Consider the following 14,633-nt stretch of genomic DNA (forward strand, 5'->3'; position numbering starts at 1 on the left):
GTAACGGTACAATGGCGTCAAATTTCTACTGCGTATACCACAGCAAGACTGTTAACCGTACATGGTTGCGTACATATACCGGATAAAAACGGCCAATGACCCAAGAAACAGTTAGCAAAATCAAGCACATCAGAAACTTCTCGATCATCGCGCATATTGATCACGGCAAATCCACCCTGTCAGACCGGTTGATTCAAACCTGTGGTGGTCTAACCGAGCGCGAATTGAAAGAACAAGTGCTTGACTCGATGGATATCGAACGCGAGCGTGGCATTACCATCAAGGCTCAGTCGGTCACCCTGGACTACACCGCGTCCGACGGGCAGGTCTACCAGCTCAACTTTATCGATACGCCCGGCCACGTCGACTTTTCTTATGAAGTGTCTCGCTCGCTTTACGCCTGCGAGGGCGCGCTGCTGGTTGTCGATGCCGCTCAGGGGGTTGAAGCCCAATCGGTTGCCAACTGCTACACCGCCGTTGAACAGGGCCTGGAAGTCTTGCCGGTGCTGAATAAAATCGACTTGCCCCAGGCCGACCCCGACCGGGTGGCTCAGGAAGTCGAGGAAATCATCGGCATCGATGCGACCGATGCCTGCCAGGTGTCCGCTAAAAGCGGGCTTGGCATCGATGAGCTGTTAGAACGTCTGGTACGCGATATACCGCCCCCCAAAGGCGACCCTGACGCCCCCTTGCAAGCGCTGATTATCGACTCGTGGTTCGATAACTACCTTGGGGTCGTGTCCTTGGTCCGGCTTTTTGATGGCACGCTGCGCAAAGGCGACAAGATCCGCATCAATTCCACAAATAGAGATTGGAATACCACTGAAGTAGGTATTTTTACGCCGCTGCGCAAGCAGACCGATATTCTGCGTGCTGGTGAAGTGGGCTTTATCGTGGCGGGCATTAAAGACATTCACGGTGCTCCTGTGGGTGATACCATAACGCATACCAAAACACCGGATGTGCCCAGGCTGCCAGGCTTTAAAAAGGTCAAGCCGCAGGTGTATGCCGGCATATTCACCGTCAATTCCGATGACTATGAAGATTTTCGCGATGCGTTGGAAAAGCTGGCACTTAACGATGCGTCGCTCGAATACGAACCGGAAAATTCAGACGCACTCGGTTTCGGTTTCCGGGTGGGTTTTCTTGGCACCCTCCACATGGAGATCATCCAAGAGCGCCTGGAACGTGAATACGATCTGGACCTGCTGACCACCGCCCCCACGGTGGTCTACGAGCTGTCCATGAAAAATGGCGATCTCCTTTACGTATCGAACCCCTCCAAGCTGCCTGATATGGCCGACGTCGAGCAGATGCGCGAACCCGTTGTGCGGGCAAGCATTCTGGTACCCCAGGAGTTTGTCGGGAATGTGATTTCCGAGTGTGAACTGCGCCGCGGCACCCAGTTGGACATGCAGTTTCTCGGCAACCAGATCCAGTTGACCTACGAATTACCGATGTCTGAAGTCGTGATGGACTTTTTTGATCGGTTGAAGTCTATTTCACGTGGTTACGCGTCGCTTGAATATAATTTTGAGCGTTTTGAAATGGCCCATCTGGCCCGCCTGGACGTGCTGATTAACGGTGATAAAGTGGACGCCCTCGCGGTGATTATTCATCGTGATCACGCCCACTCGCGTGGTCGACTGCTGGTGGAAAAAATGAAAGAGCTGATTCCCCGGCAAATGTACGACGTGGCGATTCAGGCCGCTATCGGGGGGCAGGTCGTGGCGCGCTCTACTGTCAAAGCACTGCGCAAAAACGTGACGGCGAAATGTTACGGCGGTGATGTCAGCCGTAAGAAAAAGCTGCTGGAAAAACAGAAAGCGGGTAAGAAACGCATGAAGCAGGTCGGTCGGGTGGAGATCCCCCAGGAAGCCTTCCTTGCTGTACTCAAGGTTAACGACTAAGGAAGACGTCCACCCATGGATTTTGCATTACTGCTGGTACTTGCCGTTGCGCTTTCTGGCGTTATCTATTTGCTGGATGTGGTTTGGCTGCGTCCCAAGCGTCGGGAGCGTGTCGAGCGCGCCGACGCCAGCACCCAGGAAGGGCTGGACCCGGCCACCCGTGAAAAGCTGCTTAAAGAGCCATGGCTGGTCGATTATTCGCGCTCATTCTTCCCGGTATTGCTGGTCGTGCTGGTGGTGCGCAGCTTTGTCGTTGAGCCGTTTCAAATCCCTTCCGGGTCGATGCGTCCGACGCTTGAGGTGGGCGACTTCATTCTGGTCAACAAGTTCGCTTATGGCCTGCGTCTACCGGTCGTCAACACGCGGTTCCTTGAAGTCGATGACCCTGAGCGTGGCGATGTCATGGTGTTTCGCTTCCCTGAAGAGCCCTCGGTCAACTTCATCAAGCGCGTGGTAGGCCTGCCTGGTGACAAGATTCGCTATGAAGACAAGCAGCTGTACATCAATGGCGAACCGGTTCCCAAGGAGCTGATGGAAGAGAGCGCCACGCAGCAGCCGTTATTTGAAGAGCGTCTAGGGGACGTTGAGCATTATATCTATAACAACCCCCGTGATCCCGGGCCGCAGATGCGTGAGGTCGAAGTGCCCGAAGGCCACTATTTCACCATGGGCGACAACCGCGACCACTCCAATGACAGCCGTTACTGGGGGTTTGTACCTGAAGAAAATATTGTCGGGCGCGCCTTCGCCGTCTGGATGCACTGGGATGGCGGGCTGCCGAGCTTTACCGACGTACGCCGCATCGAGTAATGAAACCAATCGTCATGTATAACCATTTATTTTTAGTCAACGTCAATGACGTAGGGGCCCCGTGAGTACTTCGTTAACCGCTTTTTGCCGACGCATTGGCCATACTTTCGGCGATATTACGCTGATAGAGCTGGCCATGACCCACCGCAGTTATGGCGGTCGCAATAATGAACGCCTGGAATTTCTGGGCGATTCCATCGTCAATTTCGTGATTGCGGAAGCGCTCTATGAGCGCTTTCCCCAGGCCCGTGAAGGTCAGCTATCGCGCCTGAGGGCGCGCCTGGTCAAAGGACAGACGCTTGCGGAACTGGCCAGGGAAATGACGTTTGGCGAGTGCTTACGGTTAGGTTCAGGCGAAATGAAAAGCGGCGGGCATCGCCGGGAATCGATCCTGGCGGATGCGGTAGAAGCGGTGATCGGTGCCATCTATTTGGATGCAGGCATGGATGCCGTTCGCGAGCGGGTCCTGTCGTGGTACGCCGAACGGCTGGCGGGTATCTCGCTGCAGGACACCCAGAAAGACCCCAAGACGCGGCTGCAGGAATTCCTTCAGTCACGACAGGCGGCGCTACCCCGCTACGAAGTGGTTAGCGTCAAGGGGGAAGCTCATGCCCAGATGTTCACTGTGGAATGTTACATTGATCTGCTGAGCGAGCACACGACAGGCAAAGGCCCCAGCCGTCGTCACGCAGAACAGCAAGCCGCTGAAGAAGCGCTCGCCCACCTTGAAAAACGTCCTGGAGACAATGCATGAGCCAGTCCTGTGGATTCGTTGCGATTGTCGGCCGCCCCAACGTCGGCAAATCCACCTTGATGAACCGTATTCTGGGGCAGAAAATTTCGATTACCTCCCGGCGGCCGCAGACCACACGCCACCAGGTGATGGGGATCAAGACGGAAGGCGACGCCCAGTCTATCTACGTCGATACGCCGGGCATGCACATCATGTCCAAGGATCGCAATAAAGCGATCAACCGGTTCATGAACCAGGCGGCGACCCAGGCCCTGCGGGACGTCGACTGCGTGGTGTTCATTATTGACCGCACCCGCTGGACCGATGAAGACCAGGCGGTGCTTAAACGCCTTGAGCACGTCAAGGCGCCTATCATTCTCGCGGTCAACAAGGTGGATCGACTCAACGACAAAGGTGACCTGCTGCCTTGGCTTGCCGAGGTGGGAGCGCGCCGGGACTTTGCCGCCATTGTGCCCATTTCCGCCAAGCACGGCACCCAGGTAGATACCCTCGAAGAAGAGGTTGCCAAGCATCTTCCTGAAAGCATTCACTATTTCCCCGAAGACCAGATTACCGACCGTAGCCTGCGATTCATGGCGGCTGAGCTGGTGCGGGAAAAAGTCATGCGCCAGTTGGGTGACGAGTTGCCCTATCAGATGACCGTGGAAATTGAAGAATTTCGCGAAACCGAACGCGTGACCCATATCAGTGCGCTGATTCTGGTGGAACGTCAGGGGCAGAAAGTCATATTGATCGGCGAAAACGGCGAGCGCATCAAGAGCATTGGTCGTGAGGCGCGCCTGGACATGGAGCGTGCGCTGGGGACCAAAGTCATGCTGAACCTGTGGGTCAAGGTAAAACGCGGCTGGTCAGACGATGAACGCGCGCTGAAGAGCCTGGGCTACGATCTCGATTGAGCATGGCAATGTCGGCGGAGCCGGCCTTCCTGCTGCACCGAAGGCCATACCGCGAAACCAGTGCGCTGGTGGATCTGTTGACACTCCACCATGGCCGCATCCGAGCGGTCGCCCAGGGCGGTCAGCGACCCACGTCAAAATCGCGTCAGCGGCTCCAGCCTTTTACCCCTCTTCATGTGACCTGGCGGGGCGAACGTGAGCTCAAGCGGCTGCACCTGATGGAGTCGCGGGGAGCAACAGCGCTGCTGGCGGGGGAGGGCCTGCTTTGCGGGTTTTACGCCAACGAGATTGCGACTCGCCTGCTGCCGCTGGAACTGCCCGCAGGCAATGTCTTTGCCTTTTACACCGCCTTGCTGGAGGCGCTGCCGATGCCTGCCGCCCGCGCGCTGGCGCTGCGCCGTTACGAATGGTCGCTGCTGGAGGTCCTGGACGCCACGCCACGCTTCTGCACCCCTGACGGTGGCGCGCTCGACCCTCAGGCCCAGTACCGATTCGATGCCGCCAGCCGGGCGTTCGTCCCGGCCGCCAAAGGGCTGGACGGTCGCACCCTACGCTATATTGATCAACATGACTGGCAGGAACCGACGCTTGCCAACGCGTTGAAGGCCGTCATGCGCGCCGCGCTGGCGCCGCATCTGGGGACCACTGCATTACGCTCCCGGGAATTGATGCGCGATCTTGCCCAGCGTCGCCAACGTTAGGTAATCATCCTTTATAAAACTGGAGGCCATTTATGCATCCCCCCCGGATACTGTTAGGCGTCAACATCGATCACATTGCCACGCTGCGTCAGGCACGCGGCACCCGCTATCCGGATCCCGTTCAGGCCGCGCTGTTAGCCGAAGAGGCGGGCGCCGACGGCATTACCGTGCACCTGCGCGAAGACCGCCGCCATATTCAGCTGCGCGACGTGAAGCTGCTGGCCGAGGTGCTCAATACGCGCATGAACCTGGAGATGGCGGTAACTGAAGAGATGCTGGCGCTGGCCGAGGACATTCGTCCGGCCCATGTATGCCTGGTCCCCGAGAAGCGCGAAGAATTGACCACGGAAGGCGGTCTCGACGTGGTGGGAGGCTTCGACGCCGTGGCCAGTGCCTGCCAGCGACTGGCGGCAGCCGGTTGCGAAGTGTCGTTATTTATCGATCCCGACGCGGACCAGATCGACGCAGCGCAGCGGGCGGGCGCACCGGTCATTGAGTTGCACACCGGAGCTTATGCCGAGGCGCACACCGGCAGCGAGACAGCCACGGCCGAGTACCAGCGGTTAACCGCTGCCGCCACGCATGCGGTATCGCTTGGGCTTGTGGTCAATGCCGGTCATGGGTTGCATTACCACAATGTGGAAGCCATCGCGGCGTTGCCGGGTATCAACGAGTTGAATATCGGTCACGCGATTATCGCACGTGCGCTGTTTGTAGGACTGAAAGACGCCGTTGCCGACATGAAGCGGTTGATTATCGCGGGTCAGGAAGCCGGTCTGATGGCGGCGCTGGATGCCCATGATCATGAACATGAGGAGCAGCACGGTCATGGGCATGATGGCTGCTGTGGGCACTGATCCGTGATTGTCGGTATTGGCTCCGATATCGCCCGGATCGAGCGTTTTGAGCGGGCCCTGGAGCGTCACGGACCGCGTTTCGCGCTGCGTATCCTGGGTCCTGAAGAGCACGCCGTGTGGCAGCAGAAAGCCCATCCGGTCGCCTTTCTGGCCAAGCGGTTTGCCGCCAAAGAGGCCTTTGTCAAGGCGCTGGGCCTGGGGTTGCGGCATGGGCTTCAGTGGCGCGATATCCAGGTGTTCAACGATGCGCTGGGCAAACCCTACTTCGATCTCCAGGGGGCGGCTGCCGAGAAAGCGTCAGCCGCCGGAGTGAACGCCTTGCACATCACGTTAAGCGATGAAGATGCCTACGCTATTGCTTTTGTGGTCCTGGAAAGCTAAGTGGTCCTGCAAAGCTAAGTGGTCCTGGAAAGCTAGGTCGTCCTAGCCAAGCGTGCCCCGCTGGGCAATGAGTTTGTCCATGGCCCGGTAAAGGTCGTTGATGAGGCTTTCCGCGTGGTCCAGCCCGCTGGTGCGCAGCCGGGTCTCCAGTGTCTCGACAATCAGTGCCAACTCGGGGGTTCCGCAGTAGCGGCTGGCACCGTTCAGGTCGTGGACGCTGTCCAGCAGCGACTCGATGTTGCGCTGCTGATAGGCAGTATCCATGGCTTGCCGTGTGGCGGGCAAGCTGTCGATCAGACGCTTGATCTGGGCCCGTGCAATGTCATCCTTGCCCCCGGCCAGGCGCGCACCCAGCGTCAGGTCGATCACCGGCAAGGTGGCGGATGTGGATGTTTCGCTGGGCGGTTTTTTAGTCGGCTGGGGCGCTGAATCCGGCGTGTCAATGCCCAGGAACCGGTTGAGCAACTGGTTCAAGTCATGCTCGTCGATCGGCTTGACAATCACGTCGTCCAGCCCTTCGGCCAGCCAGCGTTGACGTTCACTGTTCAACGCGTGCGCGGTCACCGCAATGATCGGACAGCGGCTCCAGGCATTGCTGATGCGTCGCAGCGTCCGGGTGGCTTGCACGCCATCCATCTCCGGCATGCGGATATCCATGAGTACCATGTCGAACGTCTGCTCCCGACCCATCTTGATCGCTTCATGGCCACTTGCCGCCATGGTAATGTGCCGGTCGGGCGCCTCCAATAACGCACTCAGCAGTTGCCGGTTGGAGGTATTGTCGTCGACGACCAATAATCGATACCCCTCATTGGCAGAAGGTAACGCCGGAAGAGGCGCGCTTTGGAGGGCGCGGGTTTCGCTGACCGGCACCAATAGGTGCGTCAGCGAGGCAGCCAGTTGCGAGCGGGTAAATGGCTTGCAAAGCAGCTCGCCTTTGAACGGAAAATCGAGTTTAGGCAGTTCAAAGCTCGATCCGTTTACCAACACCAGTGCGGGGCACTCGGCGGCACGGATGATGTCCTGCCACTGGCTGAGCACCTTGGGCTGTAGATCATCCTGGTCAAGACTGATGAGCAGCAAATCGCAGGCAGCGTTCCCTGACAGCGCAACCGGCATTGCGCCCCAGCGTTCCAGCAGGTGATCCAGTACATTCCTGGTGGTGGTGTGGGGTTCGTGAACGCCGACGATCGGGCCGTCAAGGTGCAGCTCTGGGCTGCGTTCGTCGGCGTGGGTGGCCTGGAGGGGCAGGGTGAAAGAGAACGTCGAGCCTTTATTGAGTTCGCTCTCGACGCTGATCTCGCCCCCCATGCGGTGAATGAGCTGACGACAGATGGTCAAGCCGAGCCCGCTGCCGCCAAACTGCCGGGGGTGGCTGGGTTCGGCCTGGGAAAAGGCACTGAACAGCTGTTGCTGGTGCTCTTCGCTCAGGCCAATGCCTGTATCGCTGACGCTGATATTCAGCACGACATGCTTACCCGCGTAGTGCTCCAGCATGACCCTGACGACTACATCGCCCTGCTGGGTAAACTTGAGGGCATTGCTGAGCAGGTTGTTGAGCACCTGGTGCAGCCTGAGCGGGTCGCCGCTGAGCGGTGTGGGGACATCGTCGTACACCATGGCCACCAGGTGGAGGTGTTTACGTTGAGCCTCGGGAGCATGCAGGCCGAGCACCTCATCAACCAGGGTCACGATGTCGATGTCGGCTTCTTCCAGGGTTAGCCGGTTAGCTTCCAGCTTGGAAAAGTCGAGGACATCGTTGACCAGCATGAGCAGGTTATCGCAGGCCCTGTGCACGTGCTGCAACCAATCGCGCTGGCGGTCATCCAGGGACGAACGGCCCAGCAGTCGACAGAATCCGATGATTCCGTTCAGCGGTGTACGGATCTCGTGACTCATGTTGGCGAGAAACTCGGACTTCACCGTATTTGCACGCACCGCGCTGCGGTGGGCCAGGTCGAGCTTTATATTCTGCTCTTCGATGGTCTCCATGGATTCCTGGAGTTCGCTGGTCGCCTGTTCGATTTGCGCTTGCATGTCATGTTTGGCGCTTTGGAGGTGATGGGCCAGCGCATTGATCTGTTGGGCCAACTGGTTCAGTTCGACGGCGTTATGTGACATCGCCGTTTGCTCATAATCCCCCCGCGACAGGCGATACAGTGCATGGTTTGCCTCTTCGATCGGCCGCGTGACATAGCGGCTGATCGCAAAGGCAATCAAGAACAGGCAGAGCCCGAGTAGCATGCCTCCCAGGCTTAAACTGGCAATCATCTGATAGCGGGCAAGGTTTAGTGAGTAGGTGTCTATCGTGGCCTCGAGCCACCCCGCCCGTGTGGGAGATTCGTTACCGGTTGTCGGCGCTTCCAGGGGAACTTGCAAGCGCCATCCATCATCAGTGGTGACCAGCTGTGTGGTATTGGGATATGACGAGAGCGGTGATGCTGAGTTGGTGCGTCCGCGCACCAGCAGACGGTTGTTTTGGTTATCGAAGATGGTGACTGAGCTGACGCTCTGCTGCGCCAGGAAAGTGCCAACATGGGTGTCCAGTTGATCAATATCTGTCTCTAGTAGTGCCTCCGCCATGCGAGGGGCAAGGGAGTGGCTGGCGCTTACAATGCGCTCCTCCAGCAGCGCGTGGGCTTTTTGGTCGTTTTGGATGATGAGCAATATCGCCATGCAGGCATAGACCACAAGCGGAAGGCCAAGCAGCGCAAAAAGAAGTCGCGTGTTCAAAGACATGAAAGCAGCCTGCTGATTCAAGAGGGTTACCTGTCCAGTGTACGTTAGCACCGATATAATGTAGGTAACGATCACGATAAGGAATTGATGCGATGGATTATCCCACGTTAGAAGAGGTGGTTGGCAACACGCCGTTGGTGCGTCTGAAGCGCATCAGCGCGGGGCGCAACAATACCCTCCTGGCGAAACTGGAAGGTAATAACCCGGCGGGGTCGGTTAAAGACCGGCCCGCTTTGTCGATGCTCAGTGAGGCAGAAGCACGCGGTGATATCACCCCCGGCGACACCCTGATCGAAGCCACGTCGGGCAATACCGGGATTGCCCTGGCGATGGCCGCTGCCATCAAGGGCTATCGCATGGTGCTGATCATGCCCGAGAGCGCCTCCGAGGAACGCAGGCAGGCCATGGCCGCCTTCGGCGCGGAGCTGGTGTCGGCAAGCAAGGAAGGCGGTATGGAAGAAGCGCGGGATATTGCCGACGGCATGATCGCTCGGGGTGAGGGCAAGCCGCTCAACCAGTTCGCCAACCCGGACAATCCGCTGGCCCACTATCGGACGACAGGCCCTGAAGTCTGGCGGCAGACGGGCGGCGAAGTCACCCATTTTGTCAGCTCCATGGGGACAACCGGCACCATCATGGGGGTATCGCGTTATCTGAAAGAGCAGAATCCGGCGATTCAGATTGTCGGCCTGCAGCCCGCTGATGGGGCGAGCATCCCGGGGATTCGGCGCTGGCCGCAGGAATATCTGCCCGCCATCTTTGAAGCCCCGCGGGTGGATACCACCCTGGATATTGCCCAGCATGAAGCTGAAGAGCACATGCGGCGTCTGGCGCGAGAAGAGGGTATCTTCGCGGGCGTCTCCTCGGGGGGGAGTCTGGCAGGGGCGCTGCGTATTGCCGAGCAGGTGGAAAATGCCGTGATCGTGTTTATCGTCTGCGACCGCGGAGATCGCTACCTCTCCACGGGCTTGTTTGCCCCGGAGGTATAGATGGCCATGTTGGGAAAACGGCGACCGCCACGGCCCGCGTCGGGGCATTCCGGGCTGGCACGCCAACCCGCGGCAAAATCGTCGAATCAGGCGCCGCAAGCGACAAGCGCACTGGTGGTAGAGCGCCTGGCGCATGACGGACGCGGGGTGGCTCACAACGCCGAGGGCAAAACGGTCTTTATCGACCAGGCACTACCCGGCGAGCACCTCGAAGTTGCGGTTCACCAGACACGCAAGCGCTATGACGAAGCCCATGTCAAACAACGGCTTACCTCCTCGGCGCAGCGTGTTTCGCCGCCTTGCCCGCATTTCAGTCATTGCGGCGGCTGCGATTTGCAGCACATGACCGTGGCCTCGCAGCGCGAGCATAAAAGAGAGGTCGTGCGTGATTTAATGGCTCGCCAGGGAATCGAACTGGGCGAGATCGAATCGTTGCACGATGATGTGCAGGGCTACCGCCGACGTGCACGCCTGGGCGTCAAAGTCGATGGCGACGGCCATGCCCTGTTAGGCTTTCGAGCGGCCCACTCTCACAGGCTGATCGACATCGAACGCTGTATCGTCCTGGTTGATGGCTTGCAAGCGCTGATCGCTCCCTTGCGCGAACTTTTGGCAACGCTGGATGCGCCGCGCCAGGTGGGCCACATCGAATTGCTGGCGACCGACAGCCAGCGGGTGGTTCTGGTTCGTCAATTGAAAGCCAATCCGGCGGACGCCGAGCGCTGGCAGGCGTTTGCTGATCATCATCACGTTGCTTTGGGTACCTGGTTGGGGCGTGAGAGCCCGACGCTGCACTGGCATGGTGCGCCGCCGGTACTGGAAGAGGCCCTCGATATACCTGATGGAAAGGCGTTGACGCTGCATTTTGCGCCCGGTGACTTTTTACAAGTCAACGCCGCCGTGAACCAGCAGATGGTCGATACCGCCATGCGCTGGCTGGCACCTTCCCCCGGCCAACGGACGATGGACCTGTTTGCCGGTATCGGTAACTTCAGTCTGCCAATGGCCGCGGCCGGGGCGGAGGTACATGCCGTGGAAGGCAGTCCTGCCATGGTCGAGCGCCTTGCAGATAATGCCCATCTAAACCGACTTGATGTGACGGGCCAGCAGGCGGATCTGAGCGATCCGGATACCGTCGCCTCGTTGCTCGAGGCTGTGGATCTGCAGGCACTGGTGCTCGACCCGCCACGCAGCGGGGCCGAGGTCATTTGCCAAGCGCTGGCACGCAGTCCGGTTGCCAGGGTAATGTATATTTCCTGTGATCCCGCCACGCTTGCCCGTGATGCGGCACACCTTGTGCATGCAGGTTACCGCATCAATCACGTCGCAGTGGCCGACATGTTCATGCACACTGCACATATGGAAACGCTGATGCTGTTTGAACACACAAAGTGTGCCTAAAACGTCGTTAGCCTCGGCAGCGGTATCGCAAACGGCTGCCTCGAATGGATGAGAATCGTCATGGTAAAAGTGCGTGAAGACCAGCCGCTAACCGACAGCGGAACGGTGAACTTGCAGAAATGGTTATCTCGCCTGCAAGAAGACGTGCGTCTTCCCGAACCCGAGCGTTTACGCGAGGCCTGTGAGCTTGCTCAAACCCTGGAGCTCGATGCGCCCAGGTCGCACCGTGTGTGGCTGACGCCGGGGTCCAGCTTCCGCATGGGCCTCGAAATGGCCGACATCCTGGGGGAGCTCAAGCTCGACCAGTCAACGCTTGAAGCCGCGGTGCTCTACCGTGCGGTGCGTGAAGGCCTGTTGAGCCTGGAGGGGGTTACCAAGCGCTTTGGCAATGAGGTGGCCAACCTCATCGACGGTGTCTTGCAGATGGCCGCAATCAGCTATCCGCTGGCCCCCAACCATGGCATGGGTCAGCACAACCAGCAGGAAAACCTGCGCAAGATGCTGGTCAATATGGTCGGCGATGTGCGCGTGGCGCTGATTAAGATTGCCGAGCGTACCTGTGCCCTGCGCCAGGTCAAAGATGCACCTCGGGAAAAGTGCCAACAGGTCGCCCGGGAAGTGGCCGATATCTACGCGCCGCTGGCGCACCGCCTGGGTATCGGGCAGCTCAAGTGGGAGCTGGAAGACCTGTCGTTTCGTTATCTCCACGAAGACGAATACAAGGCGATTGCCAAACTGCTGGCAGAAAAGCGCCTCGACCGCGACCGCTATATCAACGATGTGGTCGAGACCCTGAAAGGCTTGATGGAAGCTCAGAACATCCATCATTACGATGTTGATGGGCGCGCCAAGCACATCTATTCGATCTGGCGCAAAATGAAGCGCAAACGGATCGATTTCTCCCAGGTTCATGACGTGCGCGCCGTGCGCATTCTGGTCCCCGAAGTGACCGACTGCTACACGGTATTGGGCATCGTCCATTCCCGTTGGCATCACGTCCCCAATGAGTTTGACGACTACATCGCCAACCCCAAGAAAAACGGCTACCAGTCGCTGCACACGGCCGTGATGGGGCCGGAAAACAAGGTGCTGGAAATTCAGATTCGCACCTTTGCGATGCACGACGAAGCTGAGCTTGGCGTCTGTGCCCATTGGCGCTACAAGGGCCACGATACCAACGCCAAGAGCCGCAGCTACGAAGAAAAGATCGCCTGGTTGCGCCAGGTGCTCGAATGGCAGGACGAGGTGGGCGGCTTTGGCGACCTGCGCGAAGGGCTTTCAAGCGATGTCGCCCCGGATCGTATTTATGTGTTTACCCCCGATGGTCACGTCATCGACCTGCCGCGGATCGCCACGCCTATCGATTTCGCCTATCGCGTGCACACGGAAATTGGCCACCGCTGCCGCGGGGCCAAGGTCAATGGCCGTATCGTGCCGCTTACCTACAAGCTGAAATCCGGTCAACAGGTCGAGATCCTTACCGCGACGAAAGGCGGGCCAAGCCGGGACTGGCTTAACCCGAGCCTAGGCTATGTGCGCACCTCCCGGGCCCGGGCGAAGATCCAGGCCTGGTTCAAGTACCAGGCACGCGACCAGAACCTGGAGGAAGGGCGCGTTCTGTTTGATCGCGAAATGCGCCGCCTGGATGTCGACGGGCTCGATCTGCCCAAGCTGGCCAAGGCGGTTAATTACCAGACACCGGATGACATGTACGCCGCCCTGGGGGCGGGCGACTTGCGTATCGGGCAGGTGCTTCACCAGGCCCAGCAGCTGTTTGGTGAAACCGATGACCAGGAACAGCTTGACCGACTGCTCGCCAAGCCCAAGCGCCAGTCCAGCAAGGCAACCAAAAGTGACATTACCGTGCTGGGGGTGGGCAACCTGAAAACCAGCATGGCCAACTGCTGTCGGCCGGTTCCCGGCGAGCCTATCGTCGGTTTCATTACCCAGGGGCGCGGCGTGACGGTGCATCGCCAGGACTGCAACAACATCCTGCAATTGCGCCTGGATGAGCCCCAGCGCATTATTGAAGTCGAGTGGGGCGAGCGTGCCGAGACGCGCTATCCGGTGACCATCGAGATCCAGGCCTGGGACCGTTCGGGCCTGCTGCGCGATGTCACCGGTCTGCTGGGCAACGAAAAAGTCAACGTGCTGGCGGTGAACACGCTGACCGACACCGACGAAGGCATTGCCCGGCTGCGTATTACCCTGGAAGTCGATGGCCTGGAAGCGCTGGGGCGACTTTTCTCGCGTATTCAGCAATTGCCCAATGTGACCGAGGTGCGTCGCCTGCGCGACACCGATCCGGACAAGACAACGCGGGGAGGCGGGGCCTGATGCGATATTCGCTGGATGATTTGCTGACCCTGATGCAAGTACTGCGCGACCACGAGCAGGGGTGCCCCTGGGATATCAAGCAGGACTGGGACAGCATTGTGCCCCACACCCTTGAAGAAGCGTATGAGGTGGCCGATGCCATCGAACGGCGCGCATTTGACGAGCTGCCCGGCGAGCTGGGTGACCTGTTGTTTCAGGTGGTTTACTACGCCCAGTTCGGAGCGGAAGAGCAGCGCTTCGACTTCCACGACATTGTCGATACGCTGACCGCCAAGATGCTGCGTCGCCACCCGCATGTCTTTCCCGATGGCACCTTGAGTTCACGTCGCCCACCGGGGGTAAGTGCCGAGGATGTGCAGACCCAGCAGGTGAATAGCCGCTGGGAATCGTTAAAAGCCGCAGAGCGTGATGAAAGGGCAGGTGCCGAAAGCGCCAGTGCGGCTGCCTCGGTGCTTGACGACGTGCCGCGCACCCTGCCTGCGCTCAGCCGAGCGGCCAAGCTTTCCAAACGCGCGGCACGCGTAGGCTTTGACTGGCCGGATTCCCGTGGCGTGCTGGCCAAGATCCGCGAAGAGCTCGATGAAGTGGAAGAGGCCCTCGCCGCGGGCGACAGCATCCACGCTCAGGAAGAAGTGGGCGACCTATTGTTTGCCGTCACTAATTTAGCACGCACCATGGGGGCCAACCCCGAGCAGTGCCTGCGTAACACCAATGCCAAATTCGAACGCCGCTTTCGTTTTGTCGAGCGTGAGCTGGAAGCGGCGGGGCGACCATTGACGGATGCCTCTCTAGACGAGATGGAAAGTCACTGGTTGGCGGCCAAAGCCGAAGAAACCCATTGATTGAATTCCGCGACCC

At 58.9% G+C, this 14,633-nt stretch carries 12 protein-coding genes; 11 read left to right on the plus strand and 1 reads right to left on the minus strand.

Annotated elements, in window-relative coordinates:
• The first annotated feature begins 95 nt into the window (after positions 1 to 95).
• From lepA to acpS, 7 genes are all read left to right on the plus strand, one after another.
• Positions 96 to 1,910 carry a translation elongation factor 4 gene (lepA, locus tag ADS46_RS10990; protein ID WP_066320015.1) on the plus strand — a complete coding sequence of 605 codons (1,815 nt, stop codon included), beginning with the start codon at positions 96 to 98 and terminating at the stop codon, positions 1,908 to 1,910.
• 15 nt (positions 1,911 to 1,925) lie between these two features.
• Positions 1,926 to 2,720: a signal peptidase I gene (lepB, locus tag ADS46_RS10995; RefSeq protein WP_066320018.1), complete on the plus strand. Its 795-nt coding sequence runs from the start codon at positions 1,926 to 1,928 to the stop codon at positions 2,718 to 2,720.
• 61 nt (positions 2,721 to 2,781) lie between these two features.
• A complete protein-coding gene (gene rnc, locus ADS46_RS11000) occupies positions 2,782 to 3,474 on the plus strand; it encodes a ribonuclease III (protein ID WP_066320021.1) in 693 nt (230 codons plus the stop codon).
• A complete protein-coding gene (gene era, locus ADS46_RS11005; protein ID WP_066320024.1) occupies positions 3,471 to 4,370 on the plus strand; it encodes a GTPase Era in 900 nt (299 codons plus the stop codon). Before rnc ends, era begins: the two co-directional genes overlap by 4 nt.
• A gap of 8 nt (positions 4,371 to 4,378) precedes the next feature.
• Positions 4,379 to 5,071 (plus strand): DNA repair protein RecO, encoded by a 693-nt coding sequence (gene recO / locus ADS46_RS11010; protein WP_066320026.1) that lies wholly within the window; start codon positions 4,379 to 4,381, stop codon positions 5,069 to 5,071.
• Between the two features lie 32 nt (positions 5,072 to 5,103).
• Complete coding sequence (gene pdxJ / locus ADS46_RS11015) at positions 5,104 to 5,928, plus strand: pyridoxine 5'-phosphate synthase (RefSeq protein WP_066320030.1); 825 nt, start codon at positions 5,104 to 5,106, stop codon at positions 5,926 to 5,928.
• Positions 5,929 to 5,931: 3 nt separating this feature from the next.
• A complete protein-coding gene (gene acpS, locus ADS46_RS11020) occupies positions 5,932 to 6,309 on the plus strand; it encodes a holo-ACP synthase (protein WP_066320033.1) in 378 nt (125 codons plus the stop codon).
• A gap of 42 nt (positions 6,310 to 6,351) precedes the next feature.
• On the opposite strand, the gene ADS46_RS11025 is transcribed toward acpS, so the two are convergent.
• Positions 6,352 to 9,048: an ATP-binding protein gene (locus ADS46_RS11025; RefSeq protein ID WP_066320035.1), complete on the minus strand. Its 2,697-nt coding sequence runs from the start codon at positions 9,046 to 9,048 to the stop codon at positions 6,352 to 6,354.
• Positions 9,049 to 9,140: 92 nt separating this feature from the next.
• Here ADS46_RS11025 and cysM point away from each other — a divergent pair, with 92 nt between their 5' ends.
• From cysM to mazG, 4 genes are read left to right on the plus strand one after another with little or no spacing between them, the layout of a single operon-like run.
• Positions 9,141 to 10,037 carry a cysteine synthase CysM gene (gene cysM / locus ADS46_RS11030; protein WP_066320041.1) on the plus strand — a complete coding sequence of 299 codons (897 nt, stop codon included), beginning with the start codon at positions 9,141 to 9,143 and terminating at the stop codon, positions 10,035 to 10,037.
• Positions 10,038 to 11,438: a TRAM domain-containing protein gene (locus ADS46_RS11035; protein ID WP_066320044.1), complete on the plus strand. Its 1,401-nt coding sequence runs from the start codon at positions 10,038 to 10,040 to the stop codon at positions 11,436 to 11,438.
• Between the two features lie 60 nt (positions 11,439 to 11,498).
• On the plus strand, positions 11,499 to 13,775 hold the full coding sequence (relA, locus tag ADS46_RS11040) for a GTP diphosphokinase (RefSeq protein ID WP_066320047.1): 2,277 nt from the start codon (positions 11,499 to 11,501) through the stop codon (positions 13,773 to 13,775).
• Positions 13,775 to 14,617: a nucleoside triphosphate pyrophosphohydrolase gene (mazG, locus tag ADS46_RS11045; protein ID WP_066320050.1), complete on the plus strand. Its 843-nt coding sequence runs from the start codon at positions 13,775 to 13,777 to the stop codon at positions 14,615 to 14,617. The genes relA and mazG overlap by 1 nt, the downstream gene beginning before the upstream one ends.
• Positions 14,618 to 14,633: the final 16 nt, after the last annotated feature.

Origin of the sequence: Halomonas sp. G11, from assembly GCF_001663515.1 — a bacterium.
GTDB lineage: Bacteria > Pseudomonadota > Gammaproteobacteria > Pseudomonadales > Halomonadaceae > Vreelandella.